Here is a 17,165-nt window from a genome sequence, read left to right on the forward strand (position 1 = left end):
GTGCGCGCGGCTTTGCCTGCGGCTACAATGGTTTGCAGGAGATTAACATGCGCATTCCGCCGCTGCCGCTGGCCGCCGCCCTACTGACAAGCCTGGCCCACACCGCGCAGGCGGACACCACCGTGCCGGTCCGCGTGCTGGGCCAGGAGAGCATTCCGCCCAAATGGGTGCTGCGCGACGGCCGCGCCGAGGGCGTGTGTCCGGACATCCTGGCCGCCATGGAAAAGGCCGAACCCAGGCTGAGGTTCACCGGCCTCGACGATTTACGCTCCGTCCCCGTCATCGAGCAAGGCCTGGAAACGGGCCGGGTGGCCGCCGCCTGTGGGCTGCTGGATTCGGAGCGCCGCCGCCGGATCGCGCTCCAGGCGGGCAAGCTGTACGTGGTGCGCCACCGGCTGGCGGCGGCCATCAACGACAAGGTGAGCGTGGAAACGATGGACGACCTGGTGCGCCTGAAGCCGCTGATCGCCACCTCGCGCGGCGCCGCTTATTCCGAGCAGTTGCGCAAGCTGGGCCTGCACGTGGACGACAGCACCGGCGACAACCTGACCAACCTGAAGAAAATCATCGCCGGCCACGGCCGCTTCATGTACATGAACGAGCTGACGCTGGGATGGATCATCCGCCGCCACAAGCTGCAGGACAAGGTGTACATCCTGCCGACGGTGATGAAGGAAGAGCCGATCTATTTCTGGATCAGTAAGAAAACCGATCCCGATACCGCGCGCCTGATGACCCAGGCGCTGCAAAAACTGGCGGCCAAGGGCGAACTGGCCCGCATTTACGAGCGCTGGGCCACCGCCCTTCCCTGACGTCCCTCGGCGTGGCTCAGTGCGGCGACACCAGCTTCAAGCCGAGGATGCCGCAAGTAATCAGCGAAATGCAGAACAGGCGCAGCGCCCCGGACGGTTCGCCCAGCACCAGGATGCCGAACAGCGCCGTGCCCACCGTGCCGATACCGGTCCAGACCGCGTAAGCCGTGCCCAAGGGCAGCTCGCGCAACGCCAGCCCCAGCAAGCCGACGCTGCCGGCCATGGCGCCCAGCGTGGCCACCGATGGCAGCAGCCGGGTAAAGCCTTCCGTGTATTTCAAGCCCACGGCCCAGCCGATTTCCAGCAAACCGGCGATAAATAACAACACCCAGGACATGATTCCCCCTTGCACGGCAAGGTCGTCCCCGCCCCACTGGCCCTTCAGCGCGAGGTCGTCCCCGCAGGCAACGCCGGAAAGTATATCATTGCTGCAATATTTGCATCGTAGAGGACCCTTATGCTGCTGCTTGCCCAAATCGTGACCGGCCTGGTGCTGCTGATCCACGTCTACATCGTGTTGCTGGAAACGGTGCTGTTCCGCACGCGCGGGCGCCGCGTGTTCGGCCTGTCGGCGGAAAAGGCGGAGATCGTGCAGCCGGCCATGTCCAACCAGGGTTGCTACAACGGTTTCCTGGTCGCCGCCCTGGCGGTGGGTTTCCTCCATCCGGATCCGGCGACCGCGCGCGCCTTCACCGTGTTCGGGCTGAGCTGCGTGGCGGTGGCGGGCCTGTGGGGCGCGGCCACCGTGTCGCGCCGCATCCTGTTCGTGCAGACGGTGCCGGCCGCCGTCGCGCTGCTGCTCCTCGGTCTGGCCTGACCGCAAATCAGGACCCAAAAAGGCGCCGCCAGCGGGTTTTCCATTTATATCGTAAGATACCGATATACACATCGAACCAATCCGATGCGTACATCGCTAGAGTCCAATATGAGCATAGACATCGACGCAATCCACAAGGCGCTGGCCAATCCGGTCCGGCGCCAGATCCTGGCCTGGCTGAAGCAGCCGGAAGCCTATTTCGCCGACCAGGCGCACCCGCTGACCTTCGGCGTGTGCGCCAGCCTGATCGACCAGCGCACCGGGCTGTCGCAATCGACCGTGTCGGCGCACCTGGCGACCTTGCAGAAGGCGGGACTGGTGACGGTCCAGCGGGTCGGACAGTGGAACTTTTTCAAGCGCAACGATGAAGTGATCCAGGGCTTTATTGACCATATGAATGAAGGCCTGTAGCGGCCGCACTTTAAGGAACACATCATGGCAAACCTGTTCGAACCGATCAAAATTGGCGACCTGACCCTGAACAACCGCGTCATCATGGCGCCGCTGACGCGTTCGCGCGCGGTGGGCGGCGAGCGCGTGCCCAACGCGCTGATGGCCGAATACTATGTGCAGCGCGCCTCCGCCGGGCTGATCCTGAGCGAGGCCACCGCCGTCACGCCGCAGGGCGTGGGCTACGCCGACACGCCGGGCATCTGGTCCGACGAACAGGTGGCCGGCTGGAAAGTGGTGACCGACGCCGTGCACGCCGCCGGCGGCAAGATCTTCCTGCAGCTGTGGCACGTGGGCCGCGTGTCCGATCCCCATTTCCTGAACGGCGAATTGCCGGTGGCGCCCAGCGCGATCGCGCCCAAGGGCCATGTCAGCCTGCTGCGTCCGCAGCGCGGGTACGTGACGCCGCGCGCGCTGGAAACGGACGAGATCCCCGGCATCGTCGCCGCCTACCGCAAGGGCGCGGAAAACGCCAAGCTGGCCGGCTTCGACGGCGTGGAGGTGCACGGCGCCAACGGTTACCTGCTGGACCAGTTCCTGCAGGACAGCACCAACCTGCGCGCCGACGCCTACGGCGGCCCGGTCGAGAACCGCGCGCGGCTGCTGCTGGAAGTGACGGACGCGTGCATCGAGGTGTGGGGCGCGGGCCGCGTCGGCGTGCACCTGGCGCCGCGCGCCGATTCGCACGACATGGGCGATTCCGACCCGGCCGCCACCTTCGGCTACGTGGCGCGCGAGTTGGGCAAGCGCGGCATCGCCTTCATCTGCGCGCGCGAAGCGGTGGGGGAGGACAGCCTGGGACCGCTGCTGAAGAAGGAGTTCGGCGGCATCTACATCGCCAACGAGAAAATGGACAAGGCGACGGCCGAGGGCATCATCGCCGCCGGCACCGCCGACGCCGTGGCCTGGGGCAAGGACTTCATCGCCAACCCCGACCTGCCGCGCCGCCTGCAGGCCGGCGCCGCGCTGAACCCGGCGCGTCCCGAAACGTTCTATCACTCGGGCGCCGAGGGCTACACGGACTACCCCGCCCTGGCGTAGTCGACGCGGGCCGTGCCCCAAGCGAACTGAGCCCCATTTGGTGACTCGGCGTCCCCGCCATGCCCCAAATGGGGCTCAGTTCGCTTCAGCGCGGCGCGGTGTAGTTGACGGGCACGAAGGTGTAGCCCTTGCCCTGCGCGCGCACGTGGCCGATGCCGGGGAACTGCAGGTGCGAGGCGCCGATCAGGTAGCCTTGCTTGGCGGCCTCGGCGAACGCGGCCTTGCGGTGCGCCAGCGCGGCCTTGCTGTCGACGTCGAAGTCGATCGTCACCGACGGGTCCTCGAACTGCACGGCCTGCACGTGCAGCAGGTCGCCCAGCAGCACCAGCTTCTGGCCCTTGCTTTCAATGACGTAAGTGGTGTGGCCCGGCGTGTGGCCGAAGCTGGTCACCGCCTTCACGCCCGGCACCAGCTCGGTGTTGCCCTCGAACGGGCTCAGCTTGCCCGCCTCGCTGTACGGCGACACCGAATTCATCGCGCCCTGGAAGTAGCCCTTCATCGCGGCGGGCGCCTTCTCCATGTTCACCTTGCTCAGCCAGAAATCCGTGTCGTGCTTCTCCGCGCGCACCACGGCGTTCGGGAACACGGCCTTGCCGTCCGCGGCCAGGCCGCCCACGTGGTCGCTGTGCATGTGGCTGATGTAGATCTCGTCGACCTGCTCCGGCTGGTAGCCGGCCGCCTTCAGGTTGGCCACCAGCTTGCCCAAGGTGGGGCCGAACAGCTTGGCCGCGCCGGTGTCGATCAGCACCAGCTTGCCGCCGGTGTTGACCAGGTAGCCGTTCACCGAGGTCTCCAGCGGCGCCTTCAGGAACGACTGGGCCAGCGCCTTGTTGGTCTTGGCGGCGTCCTGGTGCAGCAGCTTGTCGACCGGCAGGTCCACGGTGCCGTCGTTGAGCGCGGTCACCTCGAAGTCGCCCAGCATCATGCGGTAATAGCCCGGCGCCTGGCTCTTGGCCATGGGCGCGGCGGCCTGGACAGTGGCGCAGGCGGCCGCGATGGCGGCGAACAGGGCGAGGTGGCGTGTCTTCAGGATCATGGTTACCCCTTTTATTTAGTGTTATGCGGAACGATAAGATAGCGTAAAAACCAATACTCTGTTGAGGCGGCTCAAAAACCACAAGCGAACTCGACGGTCTTGCCGCGCGCGGAAGGCGGCGATAGAATGCCGGGCTCGGATTTTTCACGACGTGAAATGCCGTCCTGTCAACACTACTTATTTAGCAAGCGCCGCGCGAGAATGGAGACCGCCATGGAAGATGAACTGAAGCCCGCGGCCCTGCCCCGCCTGGGCCAGCGCGTGGCGCTGCGGATGCTGAACCTATTCGGCTGGCGCATGCTGTGGCGTCCGCTGCCCGGTCCGCGCGGCATCGCGGTGATCTACCCGCACACGTCGAATTGGGACTTCATCATCGGCCTGTTCGGCAAATGGGCGCTGGATCTGCCGTTCCGCTGGCTGGCCAAGGATACTCTGTTCAGGATTCCCGTGCTGGGCAAGTGGTTCCACGCCATGGGCGGCGATCCGGTCGACCGCGGCGCCAAGACCGGCATGATCCAGCGCCAAGCCGACCGCATGAACGCGGCCGACTGGTACTGGGTGGGCATCACACCCGAGGGCACACGCGGCTACCGGCCGAACTGGAAGAGCGGCTTCTACCACCTGGCGCTGGCGGCCAGGGTGCCGCTATGCCTGGTGTACATCGATTACCCCAACAAGGTGCTGGGAGTGCGGGACCATGTGTTCCTCACCGGCGACCAGGACACCGACATGGCGGCGATACGCGCCGGCTTCGCCGGCCACCAGGGACTGCATCCCGGGGACGCCGCCCCCATCGTGCTGCGGGAGCGGCGGCCGGACTAGGTTTACGCGGCCAGCATCAGCATGCCGGTGGCGGCGATGCCGGCGCCGGCGGCGCGCACCATGCCGCCTTCGGCCGCGCGGCCGAACCAGCGTCCCGCCGCCATCAGCAGCGCGCTCGCGGCCAGGAAGCCGGCGGCGCTGGCCACCTGCGGCAGTTCATGGCCGTGCGCGTTGCCGTGCAGGACCGCGAAGGCCGCGACCATCACCGCGCCCGCCATCGCCGGCAGGCGCGCCGCCATCGCGATCAGCGCGCCGATCAACGCGACCGTGGCGGCGATGCCGGTCTCCAGTCCGGGCACCGTCACCCCCGCCACGCCGCCCAGGGCGCCCAGCAGCATCGCGGCCAGGAACACCTTGGGCAGATGCGCGCCTTGCGGCTGGCGCACGCTCCAGATGCCGGCCGCCGTCATGGCCAGCAAGTGGTCGAAGCCCGTGAACGGGTGCGCGAAGCCGGCCAGCGCCTGCTCCCCCAGGCCGGTGGCGGTGGCGGCGATGGCGTGCGCGGCGGACGGGTGGGCCAGCGCGCTCGCGCTGGCGGCGGCGCCGGTGGCGGCGACCAGCGCCAGCAATGCGGTACGAACGGCGGGTTTCATGCGGACTCCTTCTTGTTGGCCGGCCCCAGCAGGCCTTGTTCACGGATAAAGTCGATCACGTCGCCCACCCCTTCCCCGCTGCGCAGGTTGGTGAAGAAGAAGGGACGCGCGCCGCGCATGCGCTTGGCGTCCCGCGCCATGATGTCGAGATTGGCGCCGACGTGCGGCGCGAGGTCGGTCTTGTTGATGATCAGCAGGTCCGAGCGCGTGATGCCCGGGCCTCCCTTGCGCGGGATCTTCTCGCCGCCGGCCACGTCGATCACGTAGATCGTCAGGTCCGACAGTTCCGGGCTGAAGGTGGCGGCCAGGTTGTCGCCGCCGGATTCCACCAGGATCAGGTCCAGGTCGGGAAAATCGGCCTGCATGCGGGCGATCGCCTCCAGGTTGATCGACGCGTCCTCGCGGATCGCCGTGTGCGGGCAGCCGCCGGTCTCCACGCCCATCAGGCGCTCGGCCGGCAAGGCGTCCGCGCGCAGCAGGATCTCCATGTCCTCCTTGGTGTAGATGTCGTTGGTGATGACGGCCATGTCGTAGTGGTCGCGCATGCCCTTGCACAGCATTTCGCACAGCGCGGTCTTGCCGGAGCCGACCGGGCCGCCGATGCCGACGCGCAGCGGGTTGGATGTGTTCATGACGTGTTCCTTTTTATGATCTGTATAGTCGGCTGTACTGTATTTCGTGGCGCATGGACAGCAGCGACAGGCCGGGCGACCAGTTGCTCATGTCCTCGTCGGCGATGGCTTGCGCCACCAGCGCGGCGGCCTCGATCTCGGGCCGCAGCGACAGCAGCATGCGCTGCCCGGCCACCTGCCCCAGCGGCACGGACTTGACGCACACCAGCACCTGGTTCTCGGCCCAGGCGAACAGCATGGCCAGCAGCGCCTCCTGGTGCGGGATGTCGAGCGCGGCGACCGCGCAGGCGTAGGCCACGGGCAGCGCCAGCTCCGCCTCGGGCGGCAACATGGCCGTGATGTCGGCGTCGGCGATGCCCAGTTCGGAGACCAGGCGGGACAGGGAAAAGCCCATCTGCACGGTCTCGGCGCGGAATTCGGCGGTGTCGCGCGAGGCCAGGAAACGCTCGCTCCACTCGGCCACGGCGGCGGCGTCGCGGCGGGTGAAGGCGCGCATCAGGCGCCAGTTGACGGGGGCCTCCCAGGGGGCCATCACTTCGCGCAGGTGGCGGGCGATCCAGGCGCGGGCGGTGTCGGCGTCGCGCACCTCGCCCGCCTCCAGCGCCGCCTCCAGGCCCTGCGAGTAGCTGTAGGCGCCGATCGGCAGCGCGGGGCTGGCGAATTGGAGCAGGTGCAGCAGCGCGGACGCTTGCATCATGCGGACGCGTCCCCCGGGCGGTGGATCTTCTGGCGCAGCGGAATCGGCGCCAGCGGGTGGCCGTGCTCGTGGCCATGGCCGTGGCCCCCGCCGTAGGCGCCGGACTCCGGCTCGAACGCGGCCATCTCCTCGGCCACCGCCGCGCCCAGGCCGTGCAGCATGTCCTTCAGCACCGCGTCCGCGCGGATGCGCAGGAAGCCGTCGCCCACCTGCGCCTGCGTGTGGCGGTTGCCGAGGTGGAAGGCGCAGCGCAGCAGGGTCAGGGCGTCGGCGCAGGTGACCTTGTAGGTCGGCTCGCGCGCGGCGACCACTTGCACCACCACCGACCGGTCCTCGCCGGCCAGCAGGTCGCCGTCGCGCAGCACGGTGCCGCGCGCGGTGAACACGGCCGCCTCCTCGCCGCTGCTGAGGGTGGCGCGCAGGCGGCATTTTTCGCGCAGTTCGTACGGCAGCACCAGTTGCGCCGCGATCTTGCCCGCCTCGGCGGCGGCCAGCTTGGTGTGTAGGGTGAGCATGCGGGGCCTCGTCAGAACAGGAAATAGCGCTGCGCCATCGGCAGCACCAGCGCGGGCTCGCAGACCAGCAACTGGCCGTCGGCGCGCACTTCATAGGTTTCGGGATCGACCTCCATCACCGGCGTGGCGCCGTTGTGGATCATGTCGCGCTTGCGCAGCGTGCGCATATTCCTCACCGCGATGGTCGGCTTGTTCAAGCGCAGTTGATCGCCGATGCCGGCGTCGTACGCGGCCTGCGACACGAAGGTGCAGGACTTGCGCAGGCCGCCGCCGTAGGCGCCGAACATCAGGCGGTAATGCACCGGCTGCGGCGTCGGGATGGAGGCGTTGGGGTCGCCCATCTGCGCGGCGGCGATCATGCCGCCCTTCAGTATCATCGACGGCTTCACGCCGAAGAAGGCCGGCTTCCACAGCACGATGTCGGCCATCTTGCCCACCTCCAGCGAGCCCACCACGTGCGAGACGCCGTGCGTGATGGCGGGGTTGATGGTGTACTTGGCGATGTAGCGCTTGGCGCGGAAGTTGTCGTTGCGCGAGGAGTCCTCGGGCAGCGAGCCGCGCTGCACCTTCATCTTGTGCGCGGTCTGCCAGGTGCGCATGATGACCTCGCCCACGCGGCCCATGGCCTGCGAATCGGACGACATCATCGAGATCGCGCCGATGTCGTGCAGGATGTCCTCGGCGGCGATGGTCTCGCGGCGGATGCGCGATTCGGCGAAGGCCACGTCCTCGGCGATGGCGGGGTCGAGGTGGTGGCACACCATCAGCATGTCCAGGTGCTCGTCCAGCGTGTTGACGGTGTAGGGGCGCGTGGGATTGGTCGACGAGGGCAGCACGTTGCCCTGCCCGACCGCCGCGATGATGTCCGGCGCGTGGCCGCCGCCCGCGCCTTCGGTGTGGAAGGTGTGGATGGTGCGGTCCTTGAACGCGGCCAGCGTGTGCTCCAGGAAGCCGCCCTCGTTCAGCGTGTCGCTGTGGATGGCCACCTGCACGTCCATGCGCTCGGCCACGGACAGGCAGTTGTCGATCGCGGCCGGCGTGGTGCCCCAGTCCTCGTGCAGCTTGAGGCCGATGGCGCCGGCGCGGATCTGCTCCTCCAGCGGCAGCGGCATGCTGACGTTGCCCTTGCCGAGGAAGCCCAGGTTCATGGGGAAGGCGTCGGCCGCCGACAGCATGGCGTGCAAGTGCCAGGGGCCGGGCGTGCAGGTGGTGGCGGCGGTGCCCACCGCCGGGCCGGTGCCGCCGCCCAGCATGGTGGTCACGCCGCTCATCAAGGCTTCCTCGATCTGCTGCGGGCAGATGAAGTGGATGTGCGAGTCGATGCCGCCGGCGGTGACGATCAGGCCCTCGCCGGCGATGATCTCGGTGGCCGCGCCGATGGCCATCGTCACGCCGGGCTGGATGTCCGGGTTGCCGGCCTTGCCGATGGCGGCGATCAGGCCGTTCTTCAGGCCGATGTCGGCCTTGACGATGCCCCAGTGGTCCAGGATCACCGCGTTGGTGATGACGGTGTCCATCACCTCGGCGTGCGGGCGCTGCGACTGGCCCATGCCGTCGCGGATCACCTTGCCGCCGCCGAACTTCACCTCCTCACCGTAGATCGCGTGGTCCCGCTCGATCTCGATGAAGAGCTCGGTGTCGGCCAGGCGGATGCGGTCCCCGGTGGTGGGACCGTACATTTCTGCGTACGCTGCGCGGGGGATGGATGCCATGTCAGGATTTGGGTGGGTTGTCTTGCAGTTTGCCGTTGACGGCGCCGCTGAAGCCGTAGACCTCGCGGTCGCCGCTGAGCTTCACCAGTTCCACGGTGCGCTGCTGGCCGGGCTCGAAGCGCACGGCGGTGCCGGCGGCGATGTTCAGCCGCATGCCGTAGGCCTTCCAGCGCTCGAAGGCGAGCGCGGTGTTCACTTCGAAGAAATGGAAATGCGATCCAACTTGGATGGGACGGTCGCCGCGGTTGGCGACGACGACGGAGACGGTTTCGCGGCCTGTGTTGAGGCCGATTTCGCCTTCCTCGAGCAAGTATTCACCAGGGGTCATGATGTGCTCCTTCTTTCTTGCTGATAAAACGTATTCAGGGTATCGGATGGTGGACGGTCACCAGCTTGCTGCCGTCCGGGAATGTGGCTTCGACCTGGATGTCGGGGATCATTTCGGGCACGCCCTCCATCACGTCGGCGCGGGCCAGGATGCGCGTGCCTTCGGACATCAGCTCGGCCACGGTCTTGCCGTCGCGCGCGCCCTCCATGATGGCGGCGCTGATCAGCGCCACCGCCTCCGGGTAGTTCAGTTTCAGGCCGCGCGCGCGGCGCCGCTCGGCCAGCAGGCCGGCGGTGAATATCAGCAGCTTGTCTTTTTCGCGTGGTGTCAGGTCCATGGTCTTCCTTGTGTCCAGGGGCGCCGTCAGGTGCGCCAGCTTCTCGGTTCGAACGCCGGGCGGCCCAGCAGGTGGGGCCGCACGATGCGCCAGGCCGCCAGCATCAGTTCGCGCGCGGCCTCGCTGTCGTCGCCCAGCAGGCGCACGCACAGCAGTTGCCTCATCTGGGTGGCGCCGAACAGCGGGTCGTCGCTGAGCGCGCGCAGCTCGGCCAGCACGGCCGCCGGCAGCGCGGCGCCGGCCGCGATCAGGGTGGCGCTCACGCTGCGGCCGGCCAGGCCCAGCGGGCTGGCGACGGCCCGCGGGGTCAGCGCGCCCTGCTCCCACCACAACAGCTTGCCGCCGCGGCGGATGCGGGTGCGCTGCGCCACCCGCCCGCCCGTGAACGACTCGCCGGACGCGCGGCGGCCCATGCACAGGATCTCGCAGCCGAGATAGCTGGCGTCGGCGGCCAGCAGCACGTCGTGGTCCAGCTCCACGTGGGCGTTGTCGAAGAAAATGGTCTCCTGCGGCATCCACTCGATGGCCGCGCCCGCGGCGGCCTCCAGCGTCACGCGCTGGCGCGAGACCTTGCCATTGGCCTTGTACCACTTGGCCGCGCCGGGCGTGGTCAGGAAAGCCCGGGCCCGCTCGCCGGCGCGCGCCGTCAACTCCAGCTGGTCGCCGCCGACCACGCCGCCGGGCGGATGGACGACGATGGCGTGGCAGGTTTCCGGTCCCTCCGGATACAGCGGCTTCTGCACCCGCAGCGGACCGGCGTGGCGGCGCTCGACCAGGCGTGTCGTGCCCGCGTCGTCGGCGAAACCGAGGACGAGGCTGGCCTGCCAGGCGCCATGGCCGGAGCTGGCTTGCGGGTCGCGGATGACGGTACAGTCGGGCATGAATGGTGCAAGGAGTAATGATGGGTTTTATCCAGCAAGACGCGTGCCAGCGGCCGCGTGATAATTCGGTCCATTGCGCGCCATGACGCGCACCAAAACGGCGCGGGCGCACCGATGTGGCGCACGACTGGCGGCGCCGACAAATACGGCGCGCTGCCGCCGGCCAACACCGCGTATAGTCCAGCAACATGAGTACATACCATTGGTTCATACTGATCGGTTGCCTGATGCTGGCGCGCGGCCTCGCCGCCACCACGCTGTCGCGGCTGCCCGTCACCTCGGCCATCGTCTACCTGGGCGTCGGCCTGTTCCTGGGGCCCGCCGTGCTGGGCGTGTTTTCCGTCGATCCGCTCAAGCAGGCCAAGCTGCTGGAGGTGATGACCGAGTTGGCCGTGCTGATCTCGCTGTTCTCGGCCGGCGTGAAAATGCCGGTGCCGTTCTCGCTGAAACGCTGGGCGCCGTCGATCCGGCTGGCCTGGCTGTCGATGGCGCTGTCGGTCGGCATCATGGCCGCCTTCGGCTGGCTGGTGCTGGGCCTGCCCGTCGGCGCGGCGATACTGCTGGGCGCCATCCTCGCCCCCACCGACCCGGTGCTGGCCACCGACGTGCAGGTGCGCCACGCGGGCGACAAGGACCAGTTGCGCTTCGGCCTGACCTGCGAGGCCGGCATGAACGACGGCAGCGCCTTCCCGCTGGTGATGCTGGGCCTGGGCCTGCTGGGCCTGCACGAACTGGGCGAATTCGGCTGGCGCTGGGTGCTGGTCGACGTGCTGTGGGCCACGTCCAGCGCGGTGCTGATCGGCATCGCGGGCGGCGCCCTGCTGGCGCGGCTGGGCTGGGCGCTGCGCGGCAAGGACCCGCGCCACGAGGTGCTGGACGACCTCGTCGGGCTGGGCCTGATCGCGGTGGTCTACGGCCTCAGCGCCTCGCTGCATTCCTGGGGCTTCCTGGCGGTGTTCTTCGCCGGCGTGGCGCTGCGGCAGACGGAATTGAAGCTGGCCGGCATGCCCAAGGACAAGCACGGCTTGCGCGAGGCGATACCGCCCAGCGGCGGCGGCGCCAGCGCCGGCACCGCCCGCGCGGAGGACGGCAGCGAGATCCCGCTCACCGTCAGCGGCGAGTCGCTGATCTTCAAGGAACACCTGGAACGGTTGTCGGAACTGACGCTGGTGCTGCTGCTGGGCGCGGCGGTCAACACGCATTCATGGGACTGGCGCGGCTGGGGCACGGCGCTGTTCCTGTTCGTGGTGGCGCGGCCGCTGAGCGTGATGCTGGGCCTGGCCGGCTCGGCCGCGCGGGGCCGCGTGCGCGGCATCACCGCCTGGTTCGGCGTGCGCGGCATCGGCTCCGTGTACTACCTGATGTACGCGGTCAACCACGGCCTGCCGCCCGCGCTGGCGCGCGACCTGATCGACATCACGCTGGTGGTCATCATGCTGTCCATCGTCGTGCACGGCACCAGCGTGAAACCGCTGTTCGACCGCTTCTGGCCGACGTAGGCGGCGGGCTACAGCGGCGTCAGCACCATCGAAAAGAACACCCGGGTCGGGCCGTTGGACAGCTTGAAGAACAATTTGTTGCGGCCCTTCCTGAAACGCACCGGCACCTTGCCTTCGGAAAGGTTGTAGGTCGGCACGAAATTGTTTTGCGTGTCGTAGACCTGGTTGAAAAACCATAGCTTGTTGACGTTGCCGCCCGCCCAGACCTTCTGGTCGTTGACCCATACCTGGACGTCGTCATCGGCGCCTATCCACGCGGCCAGGTCTTGCGCCTCGTCGAACATCAATTCCGTGTAGCCGTAGTAGACGCTGTCCTCCGCCGAATCCGGCGGCACCAGCGGATAGCTTGGCGTCTCCACGTAGCGCCAGCGAAGCACGCGGCCGTCCTTGCCATCATAGGCCGCGTCCAGGATCACGGCCCGCTCCGGCGGATAGCTGTCGGTGGCGAACATGCCTCGTCCATGCTTGCCCTCGAACGGGCCGATGATGTACCAGCTGTTCACAAAGAGGCGGTTGGCGAACTCGCCCCCCGCACCCAGCTTGCGTCCGGCGCCCTTGCGCATGCCGGCCTCGGACACCGCGGACATGTGGCCCACGCCGCGGTCGAACAGTTCCGGGCCGGAGCCGCCGTAGCGGCCGGAGGCATGGTTCCGCGAGGGAAGGTCACGGTTGACGAAAGCGGCGATGCGTTGCCCAATGCCGGACCCGGTGCCCGAACCGCCGCCGTTTCCGGTTCCAGCGCCGGTTCCGGGGGTTCCCGCTCCAGCGGTTCCGCTTCCGTCCCGGCCACCGCCGGCGCCATGCCCGCCCTCGCCCTCGCTTCGCCCGCCATTCACCGGCACGCCCCGCTCCTGCCGCTCAAGCTGGCGCTGGCGCTGCGACAGCACATCGCGCGCGCTTTTTTCGAGGGCGGCGATACGGGCGTCGGCCGTGGCGGCGGCGTCGCCCGGGGCCGGAATCGGCGCCTCCGGCGGTGCCGGCGCCTCAAGCTGTTTCGCGCCGGTCAGCTTCGCGTACTCCTCGGCCTTGAGCTGCCTGCCCATCGCCTCGATTTCCTTCGACAGCGATTCCGCCAGCGCCAGCAGCTCCTTCTTGTCCTCCGGCGCCGACGTCGCGTCGAAGCGCGGTTCCTCGGCGGCGGCGCCTTGTTCCTCTCCCATACTCTGCCGCATCAACTCCTTGATGCGCTCCATGTCCGTCACGCGCTTGCGCATGTTGGCATGGCTGGCCAGTTGATGGCTGGCGTCGACTTGCCGCAGCTCCGCCTGCTGGATCTGGTAAGTGCCGAAGTGGTACAGCAGCGCCAGCAACGCCGCGTGCGCCGCCAGCGAAACGCTCAGATACGGATGCCGCCTCGGAAGGGAAAACAAGGTGCGCATCACTTACGCGTACGCATGGCGATGTTGGTGAAGCCCTCGAACTGGCACAGATCCAGGACGCGCACGATGTGCTGGTATTCGGCCCGCTGGTCGCCATCGATGCGTATGCGCCGCCGCGGATTGGCCGCCGCCTCCTTCTTCAGCCGATCATGGAATGCCTGCACCCCCATCCTGTCGCCGTCGATGTAGATTTTCCCCTTCGCGTCGACACCGATCACCAGCGGCGCGCCGGCGGCGCCATTGATGGCCAGGCTGGCCTGGGCGGTGGGCAGCGTCACCGGCAATTCCTTGTCCTGCTTCTGCTGCTTGTCCTGCTTGAAGGAGGTGGCGATCATGAAGAACATCAGCAGGAAGAAGATGCAGTCGATCAGGGCGATCAGGCCGATCTCCGGCGGCTCCTCATGGCCCAGCTCAATGCGCATGGTTCACCACTTGCAGGTTCTGCGGTCCGGCCACGCGCGGCGGGAACCACGCGTTCAGCAGCTTGTTGGTCTCCTTCTCCAAGGCGAGGCCGAGAAAGGCGGTGCGGTTCCTCAGGAAGTGGTGCATGGCCAGCGCCGGCAGCGCCACGCACAGGCCGGACGCGGTGTTGACCAGCGCCTTGGAAATACCCCCCGCCAGCAGCGCGGGGTTGCCCATGCCCTCGGCGTAGGCGATCACGTGGAAGGCCTCTATCATGCCGACCACGGTGCCCAGCAGGCCGACGATGGGGGCGACCGTCGCCACGATGGACAGCGCGTAGAACTTTTGCTGGTGATGGCGCAACTCCAGCGACGCGATATCCGCCGCGCCGCCGCTGACGCGGGCGAAATCGTGGTGCCGGTGCGCGACGATGAACTGGATCACGCGCGCCAGCGTGCTGTCCTGCTGCTCCAGCGCCCGCTGGATACCCGCGAAGTCGTTGGCCGCCCACATGGGCATGACGGCGTCGGCCAGCCCCTCGGGGACGACGCGCCTGGCGCGGAAATGCACCAGGCGCTCTATCGCCACGGCCAGGAACAGGATGGACAGCGCCAGGATGGCGACCAGGGCCAGGCCGCCCTCCTGGAATTGTTCCATCACATCGAGCTCGGCGGCGAACGCCGCGCCGGGCAGCGCCGCCATCATGGCCAGCGGGACAATCGCGAGTGATTTTTGCATGAGTCGGGGCCGCGTTGCGGCGTGGCTTATCTCATTGCAATTCTGACACCCGAGAGGCCGGCCCAAGCAATAATTTTTTCCGCAAGCGCGATATCCAAAACGACATCACCCCTCGCCGAACTCGGCGGCGGCCTTGGCGGCCCAGATGGCCTGGTCGCGGCTGGGGAAGGCCTCGTCGTAGCCGTCCACCTCGCCGTTCTCGCCGACGAAGTAGGTCCACCAGCCCGACGCGTCCTGGCGGATCGCGATGTCGTGCGGCTTGCAGTGTTCCAGCATCAGGTCGCCGTCGGCCAGCGTCACGATGGCCACGCCCCGGTGCACTATCTTGTCAGACATTTTCCATTCTCCGAAAATTCACGCCATGACGGCTAGTGTACCGGAAGCGCCGCGTCCGCTCCCGCCAGCGCCGGCAATGACGCGCGGACACGATCCGAAAAGATGTTCAGGACAATTCAGGCCGCCCTGCGCCGCCAGCCCGGCCACGCCACTGGCGCCGAACACGAAATGAGGCGGCGCGAGGCCGGTCCTGTTCTCAGTTCTCTTCTCAGTCCTCTTTCGGATAGGGGCTCTTGCCCCCTTCCGCGATGAAGTCGTCGATGCGCGTCCGCAGCACCGGCAGCGGCACCGAGCCCAGGTTCAGCACCGTGTCGTGGAAGGCGCGGATGTCGAACCTGGCGCCCAGCGCGGCCTCGGCCCGCTTGCGCGCCTCGACGATGGCCATCTCGCCCAGGTAGTAGGACAGCGCCTGGCCCGGCCAGGAGATGTAGCGGTCCACCTCCGTTTCGATCTCGTGCGCGGACAGGGCGGTGTTGTCGTGCAGGTAGGCCTGCGCCCGCTCGCGGGTCCAGCCCTTGGCGTGCACGCCGGTGTCGACCACCAGCCGCGACGCGCGCCACGCCTGGTAGCTCAGCATGCCGAACACCTCGTACGGCGTCTCGTACATGCCCATCTCCGCGCCCAGCCGCTCCGTGTACAGCGCCCAGCCCTCGCCGTAGGCGGAGATGTAGGCCTTGCGGAACGCCGGCCTACCCTTTTGCTCCAGCGCGATAGGCATCTGGAAGGCGTGGCCGGGCGCCGATTCGTGCAAGGTCAGCGCGGGCAGGCTGTAGAGCGCGCGCGCCGGCAGGTTGTAGGTGTTGACCAGGTAGACGCCGGGGCCGCCGCGGCCCGAGGTGTAGAACGGCGCCTGCTCCGGCGGCACCGGGATGATGGCGAAGCGCTTGCGCGGCAAGTAGCCGAAGTAGTCGCCGACCTTGCCGTCGAAGCGCTTGGCGATGTGGGCGGCGCGCATCAGCAGCTCTTCCGGCGTCTTGGCGTAGAAGCGCGGGTCGGTGCGCAGGAACTGGAGGAAGGCCGGCAGGTCGCCCTCGAATTTCACCTGCCGCATCACGTCCAGCATCTCGGCGCGGATCTTGGCCATCTCGGCCAAGCCGGTCTGGTGGATCTGCTCCGCGCTCATCGCGGTGGTGGTGAATTCGGCGATCTTGGACTGGTAGTAGGCCTTCCCGTCCGGCAGGCTCTCGGCGGCCAGCGCCTCGGTGGCGCCGGGGATGTATTCGGCGCGCATGAACTCGAGCAGTTCCTCGTGCGCGGGCACCACGGCCTCGCGGATGGCCTTCAGCGCCGCCTCGCGCAAGCGCGCCTGTTCGTCGGCGGGGATGGAGGCCGGCATCTCGCGGAAGGGTTTGTAGAAGACCAGCTTTTGCGGATCCTTTTCCCCGGTGACGGCGGCGATCGAGCCGTCGCGCCCGGCCAGCGTGACCCTGGGCGGCGTGAAGCCGCGCTTCAAGCCCGCCCGCATGTTGGCGATCTCGTCGCGGAAGTAGCGCGGCACGTCGTTCAGCTGCGCCACGTAGGCGCCGTATTCGGCGGCCGTGCGGAAGGTCTTGCGCGCGTCGCCGGCCATGTTGGACCAGAACGCGGAATCGGCGTTGAGCGGTTTTTCGTATTCGCGGAAGCGCTGGTTGTCGATCAGCGCGGCGATTTGCGCGCGGTAGACGGCGTAGTTGATGCGCTCCCCGGCGGACAGGCTGGCCGGCGCGATCGCGTCCAGCCGCCTCATGACGTTGCGCCAGTAGTCCAGACGCGCCTGCTGGGTGGCGGGGTCCACCCGCGGCAGGCTGGGACGGATGCCGTTGCCATGGACGTCGTCCTCCTCGTCCTCCATGCGCTGCCTCAGGCGCCAGGCCCATTCCTCGGTGTACAGGGATTTGAAGCGGGCTTCGGCCCTGGTGGCGGCCTTGGCGGCGGCCGGGGCGGCGTGGGATGGAACGGCCGCGGCAAAGATGATGCACGCGCCTGCGATGGCAGCGCTGGATTTCTTCATCTGATTTTGCTCCGAGAAACCTCGTCCTTCAGGACGGGGAGTGAAAGGAGCCGACGGCGAATTGCATGGCAATTCGGGCCCTGTGGAAAGTCATGCCGGGAGCCGCCGAACTCGCATAGATTAAAATGGGAACCAGTTCCAGCTCTGC

General features: G+C 67.8%; 21 protein-coding genes. 6 read left to right on the forward strand and 15 right to left on the reverse strand.

What is annotated here, in order from left to right; all coding sequences use genetic code 11:
- Positions 1–47: 47 nt before the first annotated feature.
- Positions 48–812 (forward strand): substrate-binding periplasmic protein, encoded by a 765-nt coding sequence (locus BM436_RS06025; RefSeq protein ID WP_093554556.1) that lies wholly within the window; start codon positions 48–50, stop codon positions 810–812.
- Positions 813–828: 16 nt separating this feature from the next.
- On the opposite strand, the gene sugE is transcribed toward BM436_RS06025, so the two are convergent.
- Complete coding sequence (gene sugE, locus BM436_RS06030; RefSeq protein ID WP_093554558.1) at positions 829–1,149, reverse strand: quaternary ammonium compound efflux SMR transporter SugE; 321 nt, start codon at positions 1,147–1,149, stop codon at positions 829–831.
- Positions 1,150–1,269: 120 nt separating this feature from the next.
- Here sugE and BM436_RS06035 point away from each other — a divergent pair, with 120 nt between their 5' ends.
- The 3 genes from BM436_RS06035 (at position 1,270) to BM436_RS06045 (ending at position 3,120) form a co-directional block, all read left to right on the forward strand.
- Positions 1,270–1,629 (forward strand): DUF1304 domain-containing protein, encoded by a 360-nt coding sequence (locus BM436_RS06035; protein WP_093554560.1) that lies wholly within the window; start codon positions 1,270–1,272, stop codon positions 1,627–1,629.
- A 108-nt stretch (positions 1,630–1,737) separates the two neighbouring features.
- A complete protein-coding gene (locus BM436_RS06040; protein WP_093554562.1) occupies positions 1,738–2,040 on the forward strand; it encodes an ArsR/SmtB family transcription factor in 303 nt (100 codons plus the stop codon).
- A 24-nt stretch (positions 2,041–2,064) separates the two neighbouring features.
- Positions 2,065–3,120: an alkene reductase gene (locus BM436_RS06045; RefSeq protein ID WP_093554564.1), complete on the forward strand. Its 1,056-nt coding sequence runs from the start codon at positions 2,065–2,067 to the stop codon at positions 3,118–3,120.
- 85 nt (positions 3,121–3,205) lie between these two features.
- Here BM436_RS06045 and BM436_RS06050 read toward each other — a convergent pair whose 3' ends face one another.
- A complete protein-coding gene (locus BM436_RS06050; protein ID WP_093554566.1) occupies positions 3,206–4,156 on the reverse strand; it encodes an MBL fold metallo-hydrolase in 951 nt (316 codons plus the stop codon).
- 213 nt (positions 4,157–4,369) lie between these two features.
- Here BM436_RS06050 and BM436_RS06055 point away from each other — a divergent pair, with 213 nt between their 5' ends.
- Positions 4,370–4,978: a 1-acyl-sn-glycerol-3-phosphate acyltransferase gene (locus tag BM436_RS06055; protein ID WP_093554568.1), complete on the forward strand. Its 609-nt coding sequence runs from the start codon at positions 4,370–4,372 to the stop codon at positions 4,976–4,978.
- Between the two features lie 2 nt (positions 4,979–4,980).
- Here the strand turns inward: BM436_RS06055 and BM436_RS06060 are convergent, their stop codons facing one another.
- Genes BM436_RS06060 through BM436_RS06095 form a run of 8 tightly spaced genes read right to left on the reverse strand, consistent with a single transcriptional unit; the run spans position 4,981 to position 10,673 of the window.
- Positions 4,981–5,571, reverse strand: coding sequence for a HupE/UreJ family protein (locus BM436_RS06060; RefSeq protein ID WP_093554570.1), 591 nt, complete (start codon positions 5,569–5,571; stop codon positions 4,981–4,983).
- The gene (gene ureG, locus BM436_RS06065) at positions 5,568–6,203 is read right to left on the reverse strand and encodes an urease accessory protein UreG (protein WP_093554572.1); all 636 of its coding nucleotides are present in this window, start codon (positions 6,201–6,203) and stop codon (positions 5,568–5,570) included. Before ureG ends, BM436_RS06060 begins: the two co-directional genes overlap by 4 nt.
- Before the next feature lie 13 nt (positions 6,204–6,216).
- Entirely contained in the window at positions 6,217–6,897 is a 681-nt protein-coding gene (locus tag BM436_RS06070; protein WP_093554774.1) for an urease accessory protein UreF, read from the reverse strand.
- Positions 6,897–7,415: an urease accessory protein UreE gene (gene ureE, locus BM436_RS06075; protein WP_093554574.1), complete on the reverse strand. Its 519-nt coding sequence runs from the start codon at positions 7,413–7,415 to the stop codon at positions 6,897–6,899. Before ureE ends, BM436_RS06070 begins: the two co-directional genes overlap by 1 nt.
- 11 nt (positions 7,416–7,426) lie before the next feature.
- Positions 7,427–9,127 carry an urease subunit alpha gene (gene ureC / locus BM436_RS06080; RefSeq protein ID WP_093554576.1) on the reverse strand — a complete coding sequence of 567 codons (1,701 nt, stop codon included), beginning with the start codon at positions 9,125–9,127 and terminating at the stop codon, positions 7,427–7,429.
- Position 9,128: 1 nt separating this feature from the next.
- Positions 9,129–9,455, reverse strand: a complete 327-nt coding sequence (locus tag BM436_RS06085) for an urease subunit beta (protein WP_093554578.1) — start codon at positions 9,453–9,455, stop codon at positions 9,129–9,131.
- Positions 9,456–9,489: 34 nt separating this feature from the next.
- Positions 9,490–9,792, reverse strand: coding sequence for an urease subunit gamma (locus BM436_RS06090; protein WP_093554580.1), 303 nt, complete (start codon positions 9,790–9,792; stop codon positions 9,490–9,492).
- Between the two features lie 26 nt (positions 9,793–9,818).
- The gene (locus BM436_RS06095) at positions 9,819–10,673 is read right to left on the reverse strand and encodes an urease accessory protein UreD (protein ID WP_093554582.1); all 855 of its coding nucleotides are present in this window, start codon (positions 10,671–10,673) and stop codon (positions 9,819–9,821) included.
- 188 nt (positions 10,674–10,861) lie between these two features.
- Here BM436_RS06095 and BM436_RS06100 point away from each other — a divergent pair, with 188 nt between their 5' ends.
- The gene (locus BM436_RS06100) at positions 10,862–12,172 is read left to right on the forward strand and encodes a cation:proton antiporter (RefSeq protein ID WP_093554584.1); all 1,311 of its coding nucleotides are present in this window, start codon (positions 10,862–10,864) and stop codon (positions 12,170–12,172) included.
- An 8-nt stretch (positions 12,173–12,180) separates the two neighbouring features.
- Here BM436_RS06100 and BM436_RS38445 read toward each other — a convergent pair whose 3' ends face one another.
- The 5 genes from BM436_RS38445 to BM436_RS06125 all read right to left on the reverse strand — a co-directional run bounded on the left by BM436_RS38445 (position 12,181) and on the right by BM436_RS06125 (position 17,017).
- Positions 12,181–13,551 carry a hypothetical protein gene (locus BM436_RS38445; RefSeq protein WP_093554586.1) on the reverse strand — a complete coding sequence of 457 codons (1,371 nt, stop codon included), beginning with the start codon at positions 13,549–13,551 and terminating at the stop codon, positions 12,181–12,183.
- The gene (locus BM436_RS06110) at positions 13,551–13,973 is read right to left on the reverse strand and encodes an ExbD/TolR family protein (protein WP_093554588.1); all 423 of its coding nucleotides are present in this window, start codon (positions 13,971–13,973) and stop codon (positions 13,551–13,553) included. Before BM436_RS06110 ends, BM436_RS38445 begins: the two co-directional genes overlap by 1 nt.
- The gene (locus BM436_RS06115) at positions 13,963–14,691 is read right to left on the reverse strand and encodes a MotA/TolQ/ExbB proton channel family protein (protein ID WP_093554590.1); all 729 of its coding nucleotides are present in this window, start codon (positions 14,689–14,691) and stop codon (positions 13,963–13,965) included. The genes BM436_RS06110 and BM436_RS06115 overlap by 11 nt, the downstream gene beginning before the upstream one ends.
- 105 nt (positions 14,692–14,796) lie before the next feature.
- Positions 14,797–15,027, reverse strand: coding sequence for a hypothetical protein (locus tag BM436_RS36950; RefSeq protein ID WP_093554592.1), 231 nt, complete (start codon positions 15,025–15,027; stop codon positions 14,797–14,799).
- A gap of 208 nt (positions 15,028–15,235) precedes the next feature.
- On the reverse strand, positions 15,236–17,017 hold the full coding sequence (locus BM436_RS06125; protein ID WP_093554594.1) for a DUF885 domain-containing protein: 1,782 nt from the start codon (positions 17,015–17,017) through the stop codon (positions 15,236–15,238).
- Positions 17,018–17,165: the final 148 nt, after the last annotated feature.

The organism is Pseudoduganella namucuonensis (genome assembly GCF_900116645.1).
GTDB lineage: Bacteria > Pseudomonadota > Gammaproteobacteria > Burkholderiales > Burkholderiaceae_D > Rugamonas > Rugamonas namucuonensis.